This window comes from Micromonospora sp. NPDC049257 (assembly GCF_040678915.1).
Classification (GTDB): domain Bacteria; phylum Actinomycetota; class Actinomycetes; order Mycobacteriales; family Micromonosporaceae; genus Micromonospora; species Micromonospora antibiotica.
The window spans coordinates 205,705-224,167 of record NZ_JBFAQU010000001.1 but is presented as its reverse complement, the minus strand read 5'-3'; the positions used below and the strand labels follow the sequence as shown (position 1 = coordinate 224,167).

At 69.9% G+C, this 18,463-nt stretch carries 16 protein-coding genes and 1 pseudogene; 5 read left to right on the top strand and 12 right to left on the bottom strand.

Going from position 1 to position 18,463, the window contains the following annotated elements; all coding sequences use genetic code 11:
- Positions 1-43: 43 nt before the first annotated feature.
- A complete protein-coding gene (locus AB0K25_RS00865) occupies positions 44-763 on the top strand; it encodes a hypothetical protein (RefSeq protein ID WP_363817576.1) in 720 nt (239 codons plus the stop codon).
- Between the two features lie 1,122 nt (positions 764-1,885).
- A complete protein-coding gene (locus AB0K25_RS00860; protein WP_363817573.1) occupies positions 1,886-2,404 on the top strand; it encodes a hypothetical protein in 519 nt (172 codons plus the stop codon).
- 147 nt (positions 2,405-2,551) lie between these two features.
- Here AB0K25_RS00860 and AB0K25_RS00855 read toward each other — a convergent pair whose 3' ends face one another.
- A complete protein-coding gene (locus AB0K25_RS00855; RefSeq protein WP_363817570.1) occupies positions 2,552-3,112 on the bottom strand; it encodes a hypothetical protein in 561 nt (186 codons plus the stop codon).
- Positions 3,109-3,630: an RNA polymerase sigma factor gene (locus AB0K25_RS00850; RefSeq protein ID WP_363818238.1), complete on the bottom strand. Its 522-nt coding sequence runs from the start codon at positions 3,628-3,630 to the stop codon at positions 3,109-3,111. Before AB0K25_RS00850 ends, AB0K25_RS00855 begins: the two co-directional genes overlap by 4 nt.
- 253 nt (positions 3,631-3,883) lie before the next feature.
- On the opposite strand from AB0K25_RS00850, the pseudogene AB0K25_RS00845 reads away from it, so the two are divergent.
- Positions 3,884-4,438, top strand: a pseudogene (locus AB0K25_RS00845) (transposase family protein); the annotation flags it as partial.
- A 4-nt stretch (positions 4,439-4,442) separates the two neighbouring features.
- Here AB0K25_RS00845 and AB0K25_RS00840 read toward each other — a convergent pair.
- Positions 4,443-5,144, bottom strand: coding sequence for a hypothetical protein (locus AB0K25_RS00840; protein ID WP_363817567.1), 702 nt, complete (start codon positions 5,142-5,144; stop codon positions 4,443-4,445).
- Between the two features lie 130 nt (positions 5,145-5,274).
- Between AB0K25_RS00840 and AB0K25_RS00835 the strand changes: the two genes are divergently transcribed.
- Positions 5,275-8,097 (top strand): BTAD domain-containing putative transcriptional regulator, encoded by a 2,823-nt coding sequence (locus AB0K25_RS00835; protein ID WP_363817565.1) that lies wholly within the window; start codon positions 5,275-5,277, stop codon positions 8,095-8,097.
- A gap of 176 nt (positions 8,098-8,273) precedes the next feature.
- Positions 8,274-9,548, top strand: coding sequence for a hypothetical protein (locus AB0K25_RS00830; protein WP_363817562.1), 1,275 nt, complete (start codon positions 8,274-8,276; stop codon positions 9,546-9,548).
- A 275-nt stretch (positions 9,549-9,823) separates the two neighbouring features.
- Here the strand turns inward: AB0K25_RS00830 and AB0K25_RS00825 are convergent, their stop codons facing one another.
- The 9 genes from AB0K25_RS00825 to AB0K25_RS00785 all read right to left on the bottom strand — a co-directional run bounded on the left by AB0K25_RS00825 (position 9,824) and on the right by AB0K25_RS00785 (position 18,422).
- Positions 9,824-10,282: a DUF4262 domain-containing protein gene (locus AB0K25_RS00825; protein ID WP_363817559.1), complete on the bottom strand. Its 459-nt coding sequence runs from the start codon at positions 10,280-10,282 to the stop codon at positions 9,824-9,826.
- A gap of 14 nt (positions 10,283-10,296) precedes the next feature.
- The gene (locus AB0K25_RS00820) at positions 10,297-10,665 is read right to left on the bottom strand and encodes a hypothetical protein (RefSeq protein ID WP_363817556.1); all 369 of its coding nucleotides are present in this window, start codon (positions 10,663-10,665) and stop codon (positions 10,297-10,299) included.
- Between the two features lie 158 nt (positions 10,666-10,823).
- Positions 10,824-10,991, bottom strand: a complete 168-nt coding sequence (locus AB0K25_RS00815; RefSeq protein WP_363817553.1) for a hypothetical protein — start codon at positions 10,989-10,991, stop codon at positions 10,824-10,826.
- A gap of 402 nt (positions 10,992-11,393) precedes the next feature.
- Positions 11,394-11,741: a hypothetical protein gene (locus AB0K25_RS00810; RefSeq protein WP_363817551.1), complete on the bottom strand. Its 348-nt coding sequence runs from the start codon at positions 11,739-11,741 to the stop codon at positions 11,394-11,396.
- Positions 11,738-12,844 carry a hypothetical protein gene (locus AB0K25_RS00805; RefSeq protein ID WP_363817548.1) on the bottom strand — a complete coding sequence of 369 codons (1,107 nt, stop codon included), beginning with the start codon at positions 12,842-12,844 and terminating at the stop codon, positions 11,738-11,740. The genes AB0K25_RS00810 and AB0K25_RS00805 overlap by 4 nt, the downstream gene beginning before the upstream one ends.
- A 439-nt stretch (positions 12,845-13,283) precedes the next feature.
- Positions 13,284-13,724, bottom strand: a complete 441-nt coding sequence (locus tag AB0K25_RS00800) for a hypothetical protein (RefSeq protein ID WP_363817545.1) — start codon at positions 13,722-13,724, stop codon at positions 13,284-13,286.
- Positions 13,725-13,751: 27 nt separating this feature from the next.
- Positions 13,752-14,465, bottom strand: coding sequence for a hypothetical protein (locus AB0K25_RS00795; RefSeq protein WP_363817542.1), 714 nt, complete (start codon positions 14,463-14,465; stop codon positions 13,752-13,754).
- Between the two features lie 469 nt (positions 14,466-14,934).
- The gene (locus AB0K25_RS00790) at positions 14,935-15,810 is read right to left on the bottom strand and encodes a replication-relaxation family protein (protein WP_363817539.1); all 876 of its coding nucleotides are present in this window, start codon (positions 15,808-15,810) and stop codon (positions 14,935-14,937) included.
- Between the two features lie 209 nt (positions 15,811-16,019).
- The gene (locus AB0K25_RS00785) at positions 16,020-18,422 is read right to left on the bottom strand and encodes an ATP-binding protein (protein WP_363818235.1); all 2,403 of its coding nucleotides are present in this window, start codon (positions 18,420-18,422) and stop codon (positions 16,020-16,022) included.
- Positions 18,423-18,463: the final 41 nt, after the last annotated feature.

The following is an 18,463-nucleotide window of genomic DNA, read 5'->3' as shown; positions in this document are numbered from 1 at the left end:
GCTGTGGAATCGAGCACGATAGCGATTGCCTACGATCCGGAGCATGGTGCAGGTGGAGGCTGTCGTCGATGTGTTCGATCGAGCTGCCGAGCAGCGTCGGTTTCCCGAGCCGGAACACCCCTACAGCTATCTGATAGCGGCTCGGCTCCATGCGTTCAGTGACGCCGAGCGCTGGGCATTGGTCGTGGACATCGTCGGCTACAACCCGCGGGCCGGCAACGTCGTCGACGTCCTGCACGCTCTCGGCAACTGCCTCACCGGCACGGACAAGGCCTGGCATACGCGGTTCGCCAACCGCATCGACAACTTCGCGGACCTGTTCGAGGGCGATCCGGGGGCAGTGCGGTACCGGCAGGTGCCGCTGGTCATCAGGGGGCAGGCCGTACCGGTGGCCGCTGCTGCGACGATCCGCCCAGAGGACCTCTTCAGGCTCCTCGCTCCCCAGCACCGTGACCTTCTGCTGGCCGCGAACGCGGAGATACGTCAACTCGTCCCGCCGGACCTGCCTCGAGTGCTGTGCCTGGACGACTGGCATCACACCACCCTGCGGGTCCGACCACCGAGCCCCGAGCGAGATCGACAACGACAGCTCCACGAGACGCTCACCCGCCACCTACCTCCGCAGAGGCAGGTGCCGTTCGAGGTTCGCCCCAGCGACATCGAGACCTACCAGCAGATCAGCGAGGTGCTGGCCACCGCCGACCCCTCCCACTACCGGCCGGCCCTACCGGGAAACACACACTGGACGAGCTGTCCGGCTTGATCATCGCCCGGTCGGCGGCCGACCCACCAGCGATCGACCCAGCGGACCCGCACCCCCCGGCCGACCAGAGCCCGAGGGGTGGGCGCAACTGCAGGCACGGCTGGCACGAGCCCGGCGGCTGGCCGACCGGAGCCCGGCACGGCAGCAGCGCTGCTGCCGCGGGTCTTGGTCGAACTGGTGGACCTCGCTGCCGACCCGTCGCTGAACGCATCGGCAGACTTCAACACATCCGAGGGGTCCTAACAACGATAGGCCGCACACGGTGTGCTGCAGGGCGTGACCGGTTTCGGCGGCCGGTGGATCAGCCGAGGTGGATCGGTCGCTCTCGCTTCGCGATATAGGCGACGTCTGTGACGTCGCTGCCGATTTCGCTCACCCTCGGATAGGTATCGGCGCAACCGCCGACACCGGCACTCCGACTGTGACTGGCGATCACCCATCGACTGCGAGCGATCAGAAACCCGCGCCCTGGAGGCCCAGACCGCATAGCGAAGCCACCAAGCCTGGGGAACATCAGCCAGACCGGGACGGCATAGTTCAATGGAGCATTCAATAACACGTGACTATGCGACGCGCATCGATATTAAAGATATGTTTCAATTTGGCCACGTAGCGTAGTTTTAGCTGGAAACTAATTCCCGAAATGGGTGTTAAGTACGTATGTTCCATCACCCTATGGGGTCAGTCTGTTGCCTAGGGGTGCTGTTGGGGCGGCGGCGGTGGTCGTTCTCGTGATAGAAATTCAGGACATTCTTCAGCTGGAGAACTGACATTGTAGGGGTGTAAATAGGAGTATGGAATGGGGGCTCACTGGCTTTATTCGTATGTCACAAAAACGGATGAAAGTCTGGGTCGGCGATTCAGCAGCCCTGATCTGGCTGGATCGTCCTTAGCGTCCGGTGTCTTTCTTCTAGCAAGGAGAATCTGTTGCTTCTCGGTAAGTCGTCCCTCAGCCGGGTCATGCTGGCCACCCTCGCCTCGGTCTCTGCTGTCCTGATGTCTGTACCTCACTCTGCGGCGGCGTCAACCGAGGGAGGGGTATCCCCGTCGCCTTCATCCTCTTCGCCAACGGCCAACACATACGACTGGAAGAACGCGACCGTAGCTCCGACGAAGGAGCAGTTGCAGAAGGGCATCGAAGACGTCCTCCGCAGGACTTCCGGCGCCCGCCAGATCAGCGCGACGACCATCGAGATCGCACCCGGGCTCCTCATGAACTTCCGTAGTCCGGTAAAGGACGGCGCGAGGCAGGCCGACTCTCCAATCACCGCGCTGGCGAGCTGCAACATCTACTACGTGTGCGTCTACACCAACCGCCAGTACGGGGGTGAGGAACTTGTCTTCACCACGTGCGGCCGGGAATGGAACCTCGGGAACGTCGCCTACCCGGGCGGTGGTTACTGGAACGATCGCATCTCCTCCATCACCAACCAGCAGTCGTCCGGCACCACCTCATACTTCTATAACCACAACGGGTCGAATTCCTGGAGTAAGGTAGTCACCGTGGCATCCGGCAACTACCGCTCGAATCTCGCGCTGGACACACGGGAGGACGGCGGCTCCGGTAGCCCGAACGACATAATCGACGGTGTCCACGTGTGCGGCGCGGTGCCGTCGCCGTGGAAGCCGAACTGGCCGTAGCCTGAAGGACCACGCAGCCAGTGCCGGTAGCGCGGGCGCACCCGGCCCGCTCGACCATGGCACGGGCCCGTAGCCCGGAGGACCACGCAGCCCGAATGACAGCCCGCAGCCCGGGAGAAGGCGAGCCTTCTCCCGGGCTGCGGGCTGTCATTCGGCGATCGGGGCCACCATCATCCCGACCGCTCCGCAGGTTTGGGGTGCGTTGGCGAACTGGTCTCCGTCGAGGACGTATAGCATTCCATTCCACCTATGTGTCGACGGAGATGCGCTGGCCTCAGGGGAGGGGCTATCGTCCATCGCCTTCACGCAGGGGTACAGGTGGCGGGGGGCCTCGTCGTCGAAGAGTTCGCTCCACGCTCTACGGCAGGCATCCAGGGGGGACGCGTCGGCGGAGGCAGCAGTATCACCCATGCGCTGCAGCCCAGCCGTGGCGCACATGAAGGCCTCCCCATTCGCAGGGAGGGCCTCCCGGGGAGCGGTGGGCGCGTCGTAACCGCCGATCGCGGCGGTTGCACCACCAGTGAACAGCACGCCTGCCGCCACTGCGCCGGCGATCCCCAACGCCCGTCGGCGGGAGCGTTGTGCGGGCTGCCGCGTGGTGTCGAGGACTGCTGCGAGCATCGCTTCTCCTTGCACACTTGTGGTGAAACCAGACGGATGGTCGGGACGCGCCTCCCGGATCGACTGTTCGGTGTCGTACCGCTTCACTGGAGCCCCCTCGTGTAGGCCGTCAGACTGGTCGTGGACGGCGCCGGTGTGTCCGCTGGTTCCCGCTCGTAGGCGGCCTGGAATCGCCGGCGGGCCCGGTGTAGCCGTACGGCCAGGGTTGCTGTGGAGCAACCCAGCACTCGGGCCGCCTCGCCGCCGCTGAAGTCGTACCAGTACCGCAGCAGCAGCACCTCCCGGTCGCCCTCGGCCAGGACCGCTAAGGCCCGGAGCACATCGGTTCGCTGCGCGGCCTCCGGCCCCAGACGGTCGCCCTCACCTGGAGTGGGCTGGGCATGCAGCCGTGCCTGCAGGGCCACGTCGCCTCCGCGCAGGCGCTGGTGTTGCAGGACCAGCCGCCGGGCCACCCCAAACAGCCAGGGCCGTTCCTGGCCGTCCCTGACCGTTCCCAGCCTCCGCCATGCCACCACGAACACCTCGGCCACGAGGTCCTGGGCGTCATGGACGCCCAGCCGGTAACTGGCGTAGGCCAGGACCGCATCCCCATGCCGCCGGAACATATCGGTCAACCGCTGCCGGTCGGCGGCGGCCCGCTCCGAATCGCGAGTTGGTGCTGTCACATCCGTACTTGTCGCCCCACGACGAATTCCTTACCGATCCCGGGGAACTTTTCCAAGGGCCTCCGCCATACCGCTGACGGCAGGGCTGCCCCGCCAACCAGTCAACTCGCCCGGCTTTGGCGACTGACAGATGCAGGTCTACCTAAAAGACGTCTCGTAACTCGGTGGGCGGTCCATGGTGGATCATGTCGGGGTGCAGGTGATCTCGGCGGCCTACCAGGAGTGGATCTTCCCGTTCACCGGGCTGCAGCCCGTCTAGTTCCTTAGGCTGGTCAGGTTGGTCGCCGAGCGTGGTGGTGACGCGATCGTTGACGGTCGACCTCGCCGACCGGGTTTTGCTAGTCGCCGCGTACTGGCGCACGAACCTGACGATGCGGCAGATCGGACCACTGTTCGGAGTGTCGCACTCCGCCGCCCACGGGGTCATCGACACCCTCGGCCCCTACTCGCCCTCACCCCGGGACGACGGCGTCGGGTCGAGCAGATCACCATCGTCGACGGCACTCTCGTCCCGACCAGGGATCACCGCCTGGCCGCGCCGAGCAAGGACTACCGCTACAGCACGAACCTGCAGGTCGCCATTGACGCCCACACCCGCCTCGTCGTGGCCCTCGGCGATCCACAGCCCGGCAACCGCAACGACACCATTGTCTACAGCACCTCCGGCATCAACCAGAAACTCACCGGGAGGCTCATCATGGCCGACGGCGCTTACCGAGGCAACCCCGAAGTGGTCATCCCGTACCGCAGCGTCACATGATCAAGGCCGTCGACACGGTCGGCGTCAAGGACGACCCGGTGAGCGGCTGGGCCTGTCCCGCTACAGAGACCTTCTGTGCGTGCCGGTTGCGGACGGCCCAGGCCAGGAAGGTCTGGGCCAAGACGCGCAGCCAGGCCGTGCCGGTCAGCCATTCGTCGATGTCGTGCTGACGGCAGTCGGCGAGGGTGGTGCCGTGCTGCCGGAGCCAGTTGACCAGTTCGGCGGCGGCCCTGATCTCGGTCCGGGCGCTGTTGATCTGCTCGTAGGAGGCCGGCTGCTTCCGGCACCGTAGCCGGCGAAGGTGGTGCCAGGTCGCGAAGCTGCGGACGGTCCGCCGGTCCCCTGGGTCGCTGACCCGGGCGGCGATCCGCAGGACCTGGTCCTCCAGCCGGGCGAGTTGTTCGTCGCGGGGCGGCAAGGCGCCGGCGGTGACGAGGGCGGCGCGGATCAGCTGGACGGTGCCGTAGGGCTGCATCCGGTCGAGGATCTCGTGGGTGACCGCTCCATGGCCGGCGGCGAGGTCGAGCAGGGCGCCCTGGGGTGAGGGGTTGCGCAGCCAGTGCATGGCACTCGTCGCGTCGCCGTTCTTCAACACGTCGAGCAGCGGCTCCAGCTCCGGTCGAGTGACTCCGGCCGGGCCGGTGAGCAGAGCGCGGAGGCGGCGGTCGACGGCCCAGTTCGGGCAGAGCCCCACAGCCCACTGACCTGCGTTTGTAAGGTCGTGTGAGGTGCTGTGACCTTCTGTGAACCGCTGAAACCGTCCCACCGGCCTGTCCGCGCTTAGCGTTCCCCGCACACCTCATCGGGCGGCAGGAAGGGACATCATGGGCCTCCGGACCACCGCGCGCGTCGGCAGGGCACTGACCGGCGGAGCCGTCATCAGTGCCCCCGCGCTCCTGCTGTACGGCCTCGGCCGCTCCCAGATGCGATGGCCAACCGGCGACGAGGCGCGGGCGTGGATCGCCCAGCCGCTGACACCGAACTTCCTCGCCATCCTCGCGATCGCCGTCGGATGGGCGATCTGGGCGCTGCTCGCCACCACCATCCTCACCCACCTGTCTGACCGTGTAGGCCGCCGCCTGCGCCGAGTCGCCCCCTTGCGTCTTCCCGGGCCACTGCAAGGGCTGACCGCGGCCCTGCTCGGAGCCACCGCGGTGACCGCCGGTGTCAGCGGCACGGCTCCCGCCGTCCTCGCCGCCACGGCCACAGACTTCCCGGACAGCACCCCACCACCTGCCAGCAGCGACCGCGACGCCCGGACCGCTCATGCCTCAGCGAAGCCGCAGGACGGTGACGCCTCGTCCCGGCGAACCGTCACGGTGCGCCGGGGCGACACCCTGTCCGCGATCGCCGCACGCCGTCTCGATGACGCCGACCGGTGGCGGGACATCTACTCCCTCAACCGTGGCGCACGGTTCACCACCGGCAGCCTGACCGACCCCGACCTCATCCAACCCGGCTGGAAACTGCGTCTGCCCACCCCAGCGAACGCTCCCGCCCCACGCCCGTCCTCCAGGCCCCCGCGACCCGCACCTGACACCACGCCGGACAAGGCACCGAACCAACCGGACACGAACAGCCCTTCGACCGCGCCGACCACCACCCAGGCAACACCGATCGCCACCGGCTCCGACGAAGTGTCCGCCGACTGTGACCGGCCCGGGGTGTCCCTCGGCGACCGGGGATGGATCGACGCGGCGTTGGCCGCCATCCTGCTGGCCGCCGGCACTCTCGCCTACGCCCACCGAGGACACCGCCACACCCCGCCGCGCGACCCGTCACCCGGAGCCCTTGGGCACGATCCGCAGCGGCCACCGCTGCCGCCCCTCTTGGCCCACATCCGCCGCGCCCTGCCCCGCCTCACACCCACGTCCACCCCTGCCCCCAGCAGCGGAACCCTCGACCGCCCCTCCCGCCCGACCACACCAACAACCGTTTCTGCGGCGGCCTCCGCCGACCTACCCTTCGTCGACACCGGCCCTGTCTCGACCAGTGCGTCTCGCAGCGATCGACACGGATCCCCGGGTGTGGTCGCGGCCGTCCCCGCTCCTACCGGTCAGGTGGCGTCCGGGGTGTGGCCGGCGGCGGGACGTGGTCTGACCGGCCCGGCTGCGTACGCGGCGGCACGCGGTTACCTGGTGTCCGCGCTCGCCACCGGCACGCCAGATCGGCCAGGCCACGTGGTCATCCCGGCCGCGACCCTGGCCATCCTGCTGGAGGACCACACCCACCTCGTCGGGGACCTGCCTCACCTGACCGTCACCAGCAATCTCTCTGACGCGCTGACCGTGGTGGAGGAGCAGATCCTGCACCGCACCCGGATATGCCTCGACTACCAGGTCGACACCATCACCGTCCTGCATGAAGCCCACCCGTCGGCCGAAGCACTGCCCCCGCTGTTGCTCATCGCCGACACCACCGAGGCGCACGAGCGCGCCAGCACCGCCGCGCTGCTCACCCAGGGACAACACCTCGACATCCAGGGCGTCCTGCTCGGTGCCTGGCCCCACGGCGACACACTCGCCGTCGACGTTGACGGAACCACCACAGCCGCCGACAGCGACAGGAGTCAGGAGGCAGACCTGGCGAAGTTTGACCGGCTGACAGTCCTGACCGCCGCGGACACCATCGACCTACTCACGACGCTCACCGACACCCACCCCGGCCCGCACCAGTTCACGGCGCGGAGCCAGTATGCCGATACCCAGGAACCACGAACCATTCCTCCAGTGAGCCGGCCGGAAGCGGACGCCGACCCGCCCACCGGCGACGAAGCCCCACCGGTGCCCGTCGCGACACCTGTGGCCCCGACGAACGCCAACCTCCCGCAGGCCCCATCGCCCGCCGCCGACGGGCAACCGGAGCTCCGTGGCGGGCAGGTGGGAGTACAGATCCTCGGCGGGGCTCAGATCGTGGGCAGAGACACCGGCATGCCGCTGCGGGCGAAGGCCCTCGAACTGCTGGTCTACCTCACCGTGCACGACGGCGAAGCGACCCAGGACGCGATCCTCGACGACCTGCTCCCCGACGCGCCCGCGGCGAAAGCGCCGCACCGGCTGCACACCTACGTCTCCGCGCTGCGCAAGACCCTCACCCGCACCGGCGGCCACGGCACCTACCTCACACACCCCACCCACCGGTACGCCCTCAACCGGCAGCACATCGACACAGACCTGTGGCGCATGCGCGCCGCACTGCGCGACGCCGCCCTCGCCACCGATGACGCCGACCGACTCGACGCGCTGCGCCGCGCCGTAGACGCCTACGGCGGCCCCCTCGCCGACGGCTTCGACTACGAGTGGATCGAAGCCCACCGCGAAGGCATCCGCCGACAGGCACTCGACGCCCACCTGGCCCTGGCCACCACGACACCAGACCCGGACGAGGCCCGCACGGTCCTTCAGGCCGCCATCAGACACGACCCCTACGCCGAACCGTTGTACCAGCAGGCGATGCGGACCCACGCCGCCCTGGGGCACCTCGGCGAAGTCCACGCCCTACGCCAGAGCCTCACCCGCCGCCTGGCCGAGATCGACGCCGAACCGAGCACGGACACCCTCGCCCTCGCCGACCAACTCACCGCCGGCCCACCACCCCACCGGCCCGCAGACCACCCGCGGACCCGAGGCAACGGACCCCAGCGATGACGTCACCTCCCACCCCGCAGGGCCTAGCCGGTTCGTCCGCCACCACCCTGACCAAACCTGCGACACCCGCCACCGGTGGCTGTCCCGACCTCCGCGCCACACCCCCGTCCGGCGACACAACGTCACCCGTCACCGGTCAGGGGCGGGCCGACGTCCGGCCATCCCACGCCGTCCCGGTGACCCGCGACGACCTCGACGCCGAGGTGCTCCAAGCCATTAGGCGCGCGACCCGGACCCGGCAGGCGTTCTACGTCCTGGTCCTGGCCGTGGCCCTCATCGGTCAGGTGACCGGCGCCGCCCAAGCCCTCGGCATTCCGCTGGCCGTCGCCGTCCCCGCCGTCGCCACCCTGGAACTCGGTGGCGTGGTGGTGATGGCCGACGCGGACGTACGCCGCCGGCTCGGCGAGCGGGCACTGGCCTCCCGCCTACTCTCGGCGGCGATCGCCGCCGCGGCGGTGACGTTCAACTGGACCGCCCACCCCGACCACCTCCTCGGCGGCTTCTACGCCGGCATGTCCGCCCTCGGATACCTCGTCTGGCTCATCCACGCCGGCAACCAACGCCGCGACCGGCTCCGCGCCACCGGGAACCTCCCACCCACACCACCGGCCTACGAGATCGTCGGACACTGGATCCGGCATCCCGCCCTCACCCTGCGAGCCCGGGCGATCGCCAAGACAGACGGTCTCGACCTCTACGAATCCCTGAAGGAAGCCCGCACCGCGCTCAGCCGCGAACACCGCAACACCGCGATCGCCCGGCTGCTGCACCGCAAGATCCGCGCGGCCCTGGACCCCACCACCGCCGACATCGCCGTGCGCGTGTACGACCTCGACGAGATTGCCACCCGCCTCACCGCCACCGCCGACTACCACGGGCTGACCACACTCCTCGCCACGGACCTCACCCCAGAACGCATCGTCGCGGCCAACGCTGCTGGCCGCCGCCGTCGCTGGCACCGTCGAAACGACTACACCGAGATGACGAGGGCAGCCCAGCCCCTCGCGTATCCGCCAACCGCCTCCGCCCCGCCCGCAGCGCACATGCCGGCGGACGACGGATGGGAGCCGCAGCCGGAGAGGGATCCCGAGCCCGCCCCTCACAACGAGCAACACCCGCCTGATGTACGCCACGACGGTGTTCCGCCACCATCGTCCGCACCGCCGGACGAACCGGCTGCCGTGCCCCCGGAAGATCGCAACGAGACCGGTACAGACGTCGCCGGCGGTGAGGGGGAATCCGAGGCTCCTCGGGGAACCGCAGAGGCAGTGGCCTACTGGCTGCGCAGAGAACCGAACATGGACCCCGAGCTGCTTGCCGAGAAGGTCGGCAAATCGCTGCGTTCGGTCTATCGACACCTGCCAGCGGACTACCCCCGACGACCGGGAATCGCAAGAGACCGGACGCGACAACACCCCCGCCCCGTGCGGCGTGCCGGCCAGCACGAGTGACGCCTGCCGAAGTGACATCCATCGGCGATACAACGCAAAAAGGGACCGGCTTCCTCCTCGAAGCTCAGGGGTGGGCTGGGCGGCCGCCCGCTCAGCCCACCCCTGATGATCTACGGAGGCCGCTCCGCACCCGTATCGTGGCAACCGTGCCTGCGTCCGACCCCGGTGCGGTCACCCCGGCCATCGGGGGGTGAGGGCGATGCGAGGCGTGCGGTGCCCGTCCGGGGAAGCCTGCGGGGCGTCCGGGCTCAGGCGACGCCGGCAGGATTGTCCGACTACAGGCTGGCGATCAGCGGCTGTGTCTCGGAGTCGAGGCTGTACCCGGCTTCCCAGGGGAACAGGCCTTGCTGGTCGGGCCACACCATCTGCTGCAGGCGGACGCGAGCGCGGCCGTAGCGGGCGATCGCCATCCCCGGTAGCAGGTCGTCGGTGGGTGGGCCGTCGATGATGATGGCGTCGTAGCCGGCGATGAGGTCGCGGATGCGCTGGCCGTGGGTGAACCGTTCGGCTCTGTCGTAGACCCGGCGGGCGAGTTCGTTGAGCAGGCTGTGGGCGATCTCGGGGGACAGCCCGGCGGCGATCAGCTCCGGATGGTCGTGGGCGGTGAGCCCGACGGTGTAGGTGAACGGGGCGGTGCCAGGGTCGTCCTCGGTGGGCAGCACGTGCGTGACGGCCCAGCCGGTGGTATTGATGAGGTGATCCTGGCGTCGGAGGACGTCGTCGATGCTCGGCATGTGCTGTCTCCTGATCATTCGGGGGTACGGGTGGAGCCGCGGTCGGGCGGTTCGATTTCGACGAAGCCCCAGAGCCGTTGCATGACCTGCAGTTGCCAGGTGCGGTAGCGGTCGGCGAAGCCGCGGCAGACCGCGGGTGGGATCGGGCTGCCGGCGTACGGCAGGGTGGAATGGCAGATGATGTAGCCGGCGTTCCCGCAGGCCTCGGTCACCATCTGTTTCAGGCGGCCCGACTCGAGGTGCATCGGGTTGCCGGGTCTGAAAATGCAGGTGGCGCACTCGCGGGCGAGCAGCCGGGTTTTGCCGAGGTCCGGGTCGCCAACGGTGAGGCGGGCCGACGGGTCGGCATCTGGTTCTTCTGGTAGGTGGGTGGGGTTGTCCATCGTTGATTCCTTGTCGTCGGGTGGTCGGCCTTGCGATCCCCGTGGACGGGTACGCCGCGGGGCGGGGCCCGTGGCGCTGCGACAGCCGCCGATGTCGCAGCGCTGCGGCGCGGGATGCGGACTGGTCCACCGCCCGGCCGGGCACGCACCGGCGGTGTTCAGGCCTGGGTGAGGGCGGTGACGGCGGCGTCGGCGATCGCGGTGATGGCCTCGACCGGGTCGGTGACGGTCAGCGTGGTGGCGTGGGTGAAGGTGTTGCCCCAGACCTCGTCGGGGTTGACCGGTTCGCCGTCGGTGGGTGGGTCGGCGGGGTGGAGCCACAGCACGGCGCAGCCGGCGCGGTGCAGGGTGGTGATGAGTTGTTGGCCGGCGGGGATGTATCGAGGGCGAACATCCCGTGCCCTCCCCGTTCCGCCTCAGCTATCTCGAGCCTTATGCCGAGGCGGCCCGCACGTGGCTACATGCCGAGGCCGAGGTCGTCGACACCACGCACCTCACGCCCGCCCAGGCCGCTCGGCGAATCGCCGGTGCCGTCCGGACCTGAGGCCCGGCCACCCACCGAACGGGCACGGCCGCACGGCCACGTCCGGGGTGATCGCCTGTCCGACTGGACGTCAGCCGGAGTTGGCGTGGTGCGGGACGTCGAGAGCCGCGGACCCGGCACGCGCTCAACACCTCTGGTCGCTGCCGGACCACCGCTCCTCACCCTGGCGCTTCCGGTTGACGACCTACCCGGCGTCAAGGATCGCGGCAGCCCGCTGGAAGAGCCGCTCGGCGAGGTTCTCCAGCGGTGTCGGGCTGGTGCTGCGGTACGGCGTGGCGGGGTGCCAGGCCGAGGGGGGTTCGTCCGCGAGCACGGTCCAGGTCATGGCGGGGGTGAGGACCTCGACGAGGGCGTGGCTCTGCTGCGGGTAGGGGTCGCGGTGGATCCGGACCCGCAGTCGGTGGCCGCCGCTGGTGCGGCGGATCTCGGTGAGGTCGTAGCCTCCCCCGCGTTCGCCGAAGCTCCGGTCCACCACCGTCAGGCCTCGTGGGCTCGTGTCGGTGTCGCCGGTGGGGGTGCCGCCGCGGGTCACCGCTGCTCCTCGTCTTGCTGTTCGGGGCCGACGGCGGTGTGGGAGGCGGTGGCGAGGTGGCTCGCGGCTGAGCGCAGGGCAACGGCGGCGTCGGTGAGTGATGCCCGGATCGCGGTGGCGTCAGCGTCGTCGAGGCCGTCGCTCTCGCTGCCGCGTGGGCTGCCGGCGAGGTGCTGGAGCCCGCCCATGAGGGTGTGGGTGAGGTAGGTCAGGGAGGTGGTGAGATCGGCGAGGTCGTGCGGGGTGGGGATGGCGGCGGATCGGGCCGGGCCGAGGCAGTCGGCCAGGTAGCTGGCGGCGGTGCCGAGCATCCGCGCGGCGGTGTGGGTCAGCGCCGGGCTGAAACCGGCTTCGTCGCCGAAGGCCGAGCCGACCAGCTCACCCAGGTGCTCGGGAGACGCCTCCTGCGGCTCCTGCGCCACGGCCGGGCTCGCACTGTTCCCGCCGGATGGTTGCTCGTCGGTTCGCGGTGCGGACGTTGCTCCGGTCAGGGTGGCGAGTGTGCGGATGCGGGACCAGGCCACACCGGTCGCCTGCGCCGACTGGGCGGACCAGTCGGCGGCGTCGCGCAGCCATACCTGGACGTCTTCGGCGGCGTCGATGATCTCATCCCGCACGTCGCTGTCGTCGTCGAGGCCAGTGAACTGGGTCTGTCGAGCCTGGTCGAGCAGGTAGGACCCGGTCTGTGCGTGCACCCGGGCGAGGAGCCGGCTGGTGCGGTGCAGGTATCCGAGCAGGGAGGCGGCGTCGGCGGCGGTGTGCAGGGACAGCAGCGCGCTGAAGGGCCCGGTGGCTGTGTGCAGCCACCGGTGGAGGTGTTCGGCGGCGGTGATGGCGCTGCCGAGTCGGGCGGGGGTGGAGGGGCCGTCGAGGGCGAACAGCTCGGTCATCGCGTCGATCCAGGCGCTGGTTGCGGTGTCGACCGGCAGTTGGTCCTCGACGAAGACCGCCGGGGCGAGGTTGCCGTCGGCGTCTGGGCAGATGGGTCGGTTGTCCGCGAGGTGCCACCATCGGGCACCGCTGCGGTAGGCGCTGGTCCAGTGCTCGGCGGGCTGGTCTACCACCAGCTCGCGGCAGACAGGGCAGATCGGGAGTTGAATCATGGTGCTCGTCCTTTCAGACAGGGTGATATCGGCGACCAGGATCTGGTCGCCGTCGGCTTCGGTGGGGTGACCGGCGGCGGGTGACCGGCGCTCGCGGGTGTCGCTGCCGGTGGTGGTCGTGGAAGAGGGGAAGGGCGGCCGCATCGCCGGCCGGTAGCGCAACGGGTGCCCCTGCCAGGGGCGGCCGGCGGATCACAGGCCCGGCGCCGTGTCTCGGGTACGAGGACTGGGTCTGGGCCGGGGCGGCGAACCTGGGTCGGCTGATCTCGGCCGAGGTGCTCGGCGAACACCGCCCGTGGGGATCGCCTGCTGGTCGGGGACCTGCGGCAGTCGCGGTCGCCCGTGGGGCATGAGGTGGGTGGCGGGGCCGACCGGGCAGCAGCGCGCATCCTTCGGGTACAGGGATGGCAGCTGCTGGCCCGGCCGGTTCCGGGGGGTGTCAGTGCGGGGCGCGGAAGCGTCCGCGGCCGACACCGGGAATGACGGTGCCGTCGATGTAGCCGACGACGAAGGTGCTCCAGCCGGCGTCGACGCCGGACTGGATGAGGTGCAACAGGTCGCTCTCCGGCCCGCGCAGTGGCATGTCGCCGAGACGACCCGGGTGCAGCCGGCGGTAGCGCCTGCCGGTGAGCTCGCCGGCCAGCACCGGTGTCTCCTGCCAGCCGGTGAGGCTGGAGGTGACGGGCCGCAGGCGGTGATGCTCACCCACGGAGGTGCCGTTGCCGGACAGGTAGATCTGGTGGAACTCGTCGTGCATCACCCGCAGCGCCGGTGGCGCCGGGTGGGGTGCATCGCGGTCGCCTGTGTTCCGGCGGCGGGCGCGGATGCAGGCGTCGGCGAGTTGCTCGACCTCGTCGAGCAGGAACATGACGCGACTCACGGCGGTGTCCTTCCTGTCGAGGCTGGGTCAGAGCGCGACGGCGAGTAGCCGCTGATCGGGGTCGATGGTGGTGAGCAGGCGGAGGGCCTGTTCGAGGTAGGTGACCCGGTCGGCCATGGCGTCGCTGGTTGGGGCCAGCTTCGCGCCGTCGGCGGTGATCAGCGCGTCGGCCGCGACTGCGGTCAGCGCGCTGTGGTGCTGGTAGGCCATGGAGCCGGCCTGGTACATCTCCAGCTCGCCGAGGGCGATCTGCCCGGTGCCGTAGGTGGCGGCGTTGTGCATCCGGATCGCGTTGACCCGGGGCTGGCTGGTGAAGTCCGCCGCTGCCGTGTCGTAGGGGTACTTGGTGGGGTCCGCCAGGTGGCGGGCCTCGTAGACGTGCCACGGGGTGGCCGGCCGGGTGCCGTGCACGACCTGGCTGAACAGCTGGTGGCGAATGCCCGCTCCCATGCCGGCAGCTTGGCGCATGCCGTGCAGGTCGAGCAGTCGTACCGGTCCGCCCGCGCAGTAGGTGGGGCGGCCCTTGCGCAGGCCGAACATCTGGCTGCGCTGCCACGGGTACATGGCGGTGGCCCAGAACCGGGGCGACAGGGTGCCCTGCACACCGAAGTTGCGGTCGAGTTGGTGCGTGGTCAGGGCTTCCCGGGGCAGGTCGTCCGGAACGCAGACGATCATGGTGCTGACCGTCGCTGTGGGCGTGGCGGCCGGCGGGGTGGCCTTGTGGGTCGGGTTCTTGGCCATGGCAGATCCTCCTGGGGTGTGGGCGCGTGAGGGCGCGCGGAGATGACCGGCCCACCGGGTACGTGGGTCGGTCGAAGGGGAGAGGTGCGGTACGGGGTGGTGCGGTGTGGCCTGGGGTCGCCGCGCGGCGCGGTGCCGACCGGCCCTGGGCGGGGCGGGTGGGCGTGGCGCACCGGTGGGTGCGGCGGTGGTTCCGAGGTGGGACCGGACCGGGTGGGGATATATGTGGGTGCTGTTGGTGCCGTGAAAGGTAGCGGCCTGTTCTGTCAGGCCGCTGCGGCGAGATGGTCGCCGAAGAGTGGGGTTGACCTGCGGTGTGAGACATTCCGGCCCAGGCTGAGCCGTCGTCGGCGCGGACGCTGTGAGACTCCACGACTCTCACAAACGATCTTGGCCGGTGACAGACGCGGCCGTTAGTCGACCTGCGCGGAGGCCCTTGGTTCGAGAGATCGGTGCCGCGGTGTGAGTTCTAAAGGTCGTCGAAGCGTTGCGGGTTGGTGACGGTGTCGGGTCCGTGGTCGCAGGGCAGTTCGTGCAGGTACCTGCGGTGGGTGGGGTCCGAGACGAGGGTCCACACCCGGCCGGCCGGGTCGGGTCCGTGCACGGCGGTCGCGATCGGGCTGGCGGTATGCAGTCCGGCGAGCACGCCCAGGAGGCTGGTCTCGCGGCGGCGGCTGGGTACCCAGAACAGGACGGGGTAGCGGGGTCCGAAGGTGGTGAGGCGTTCGTATCCGCGTAGCTTGGCCACGACGCGGGCGAGGTTCTCGGTGTCGTTGTCGTGTTCCAGGAAGAACCCGGTCGCGGTGTCGTCGACGGTCCAGACGCCGTGGCCGTCGGGGCGGATGCCGGCCTGGGCGTAGACGGTGGTGGCGTGCTGCTCGGACCACCACCGCGACAGCCGGACGGTGTCCATACAGCGGGCGGTGGCCAGGAGGTCGGTGAAGAACTGGTTGACCCCGAGCAGGTGGTTGACCTGGCCACTGGCGGCGATGCGCTTGGCGCGTTCCAGGGAACTGCGGGGTGCCTTGCCGCCGTGGCTGTTCGGGTCGTGGTAGCTCGTCGGGTGTAGTTGCAGGCCGACGGGCCCGAGGGTGTAGAGCAGGGATCCGTAGCGGCCGTGGGCGCCGCTGCGGCCGAAGCGGTGCAGCACGTCGAGGCGGTGCAGGATCGTGAGCCGCCGCTGGGCGGTGCGGCGGTTGTCGAAGAACGCGTGGGTGATCTGGTCGGTGGACAGCAGGTAGTGCTCGGCGAGCAACCCGAGCAGGGCGCGGTCGCGGGGAACGATACGACCGAAGACCGCCAGTGGGTCGGGTTTGCTGGAGAGGGATGGAACACGGGAATACACGGTGTTTGCTCCTGGGGAAGAGTGTTCCCTCCCGATCGGGAGGGGTGTCTGGCACGGGAAGAGACGGCACCGGGGGTCTGTCAGGGGGTGTGTGCGGCACTGACAGCCCAGGTCGGGGATGTGCGGCGGGTGTCGGGCGGTCACGGGTGGCGATCCCGGTGGCGAGCCGGTGAGCGACCCGGGCGACGCCACCGGCTTACAGAGGACGGTCAGGTGCGGTCGCTCTTCGGGCGGTTGCGCCGGTCGTCGGGTTTGCGGCTGAGCCGCTCCACGAGGTCGTCGACAGCGCTGGTGTCCTGGGCCGGTACCGCCGCGGCGGCGGCCTGACGGATGGCGGTCGCCTCGCCGACGACCGGCTTCGGCGGCCGGGTCTTCATCGTGAACGCCGGTGTCTGTCGGCCGTCGACGACGAGCCGCGCGGCGGCGGTGTAGGCGTCGAGGTGAGCGAGGTCGTGCTCGCCCAGTTCGGGCATCGTGTGTCGGGACAGCACCTTCGCGTCCTCCGGCGCCACCGTGAAGTAGACCTTGTTGCGGGCGTTCGCGGACGCGGCGGCGAGTAGGTCGCGCGGGAACTGCGCGAGGTCCTGGTGGGCGAGGACGAGCGACAGCCGGTACTTGCGGGCTTCGGCGAGCATCGTGTCGAGGCTGTTGGCCAGGGTGAGGAAGTTCTGCGCCTCGTCGATGATCAGGGTCGCGTCGCGTCGCCGGTCGGATGCTGTGGCGGCGCGGGCGGTGGCGGCCTGCCACACCTGGGCGAGGATCAGGGAGCCGAGGAGCCGGCTGGTGTCCTCGCCGAGCACACCCTTGGGGATCCGGACGAGCAGTACCCCGCCGTCGAGGACCTTGCCCATGTCGAAGCTGGAGCGCGGGTAGCGCATGGTGCGTTTGACGAAGTCGCGCAGCAGGAACGACCGTAGCCTGGCCAGGACGGGCCCGATGACCTGGGAGCGGAGGCTGTCGTTGAGGCTGTCGTACCACTGCCAGAAGCCGCTCAACCCGGCCGGATCGTCCAGGTCCACCGTCATCGCGGCACGGAACTGGGGGCTGTTCAGCAGTGGCGGGATGTGCTGCAAGGTCACGTTGTTGTGCCGCAGCAGGGTCAGGCACGCCACCCGCATGACGTCGTCCATCCGCGGCCCCCACGCCTTCTGGAAGATGCTGCCGAAGATGCTGACCAGGTTGTCGACGACCAGGTCAGGATCATCGCCCTCAAGGGGGTTCAGCGTCGGCGGGTTCTCCTGGTCGGGGTCGAAGAGCACGACGCGGTTGGCGATGCTGGCGGGGAGCCGGTCGAGGATGTCCAGGACCAGGTCACCGTGCGGGTCGATGACCACGGTGCCCCGACCGGCCTTGATGTCGTCGAGGGCCATGTTGACTAGCAGGGTGGTCTTCCCGGAGCCCGTCGCACCGATCACATGCATGTGATACCTCGCATCGGGCACCGACAGCCCCACACTGTGGCCACCGATCTCGGCGTCGCCGAGCATCTTCACGCCACGCCCGCCTGCGGGGACGGCGACCGGTGCCGGCATGGACGCCGCCCGCGCCCGGTCGAGGCCGGGCACGGCGAGGTCCTGCGGCAGAGCTGCCAGGGCGGCGAGTTCCGGGGCGGAGGTGAGGAATCCGGGGCCGAGCCGGCGGGCGGCGAGAACGGCCACCGGGGCGGGCATCCGGGCCCGGTGGGTGAGCCGGTTGCGGCCGGTGTGGGCGGCGAACGCCGAGGCGAGGGTGTCGGCGATACCCCGCAGCCGACCCCCCGGGTCCGCCCGGGGACGCCGGTGGGTGGTGGCGACGGCGTAGCGGATGCCGGTCTGCCACAACGGGTGCGCCGTCTTGTCCAGGATCGCCCGCACGTCCCGCTCGACCGTCGGATCCCGGCGGACGGCGGGCACGGTGGCCCGGCCACCACCGCCGCTGCCGGGTAGGAACGCGTCGAGCAGCCACAGCAGCGGCGCGGCCGGGTTGATCGCCGGGACGGCGGTCTTGCCGGCGCGTAGCCGTCCGGCGGCGCGGCGGGCTCGTGCCGCCCGATGGGGGTTGGCCGGGCGGGCGAGGATCTGCACGCACGCGTACTCACCGGGCGTGAGTTGCGCGCCGGCCGACATCAGCGGACGCAGCGGATCGGCGTCGTGGTCGGTGGCAAGCGGTAGCCACTCCGCGAACACCGGCAGCAGATGCCCACCGGTGGCGGGATGCGCGTGCAGGGGGATCGGCGGTGGCGGGTTGGTGTCGGTGGTGATGGCCGAGCTGGGCCACGCCGCCCGTACCGCCGTCTCGACCGCCCCTACCGGGACAGTGCCGGGCACCCAGATCGAGATGAGCAACTGCCGACCGGACCACGTGTACTGCCACACCACGTGCGGGGAGCCGTAGAGCAGACGCCGCCGCCGCGACGGGGTGAGCACACCGGCGAGGTTGGCCCACAACGCGCCCGCGCTGCGCGGGTCGACCTCGGGCGGCGGCGCGATCGTCACAAGCCGCGCGCCCTGGGCGTGGTGGCGGTGCCGCCAGATCTCGACCATGTTCCAGGCTGTGACCCAGACGACCAGCAGCCCGGCGGCGACAGCCGCCAACCACGGCCGCTGTGTGGCCCACACGGCGGCGTCGACCAGGGCGGCCCCGACTCCCGTAGGAGGCAGAACGGAACCGGTGC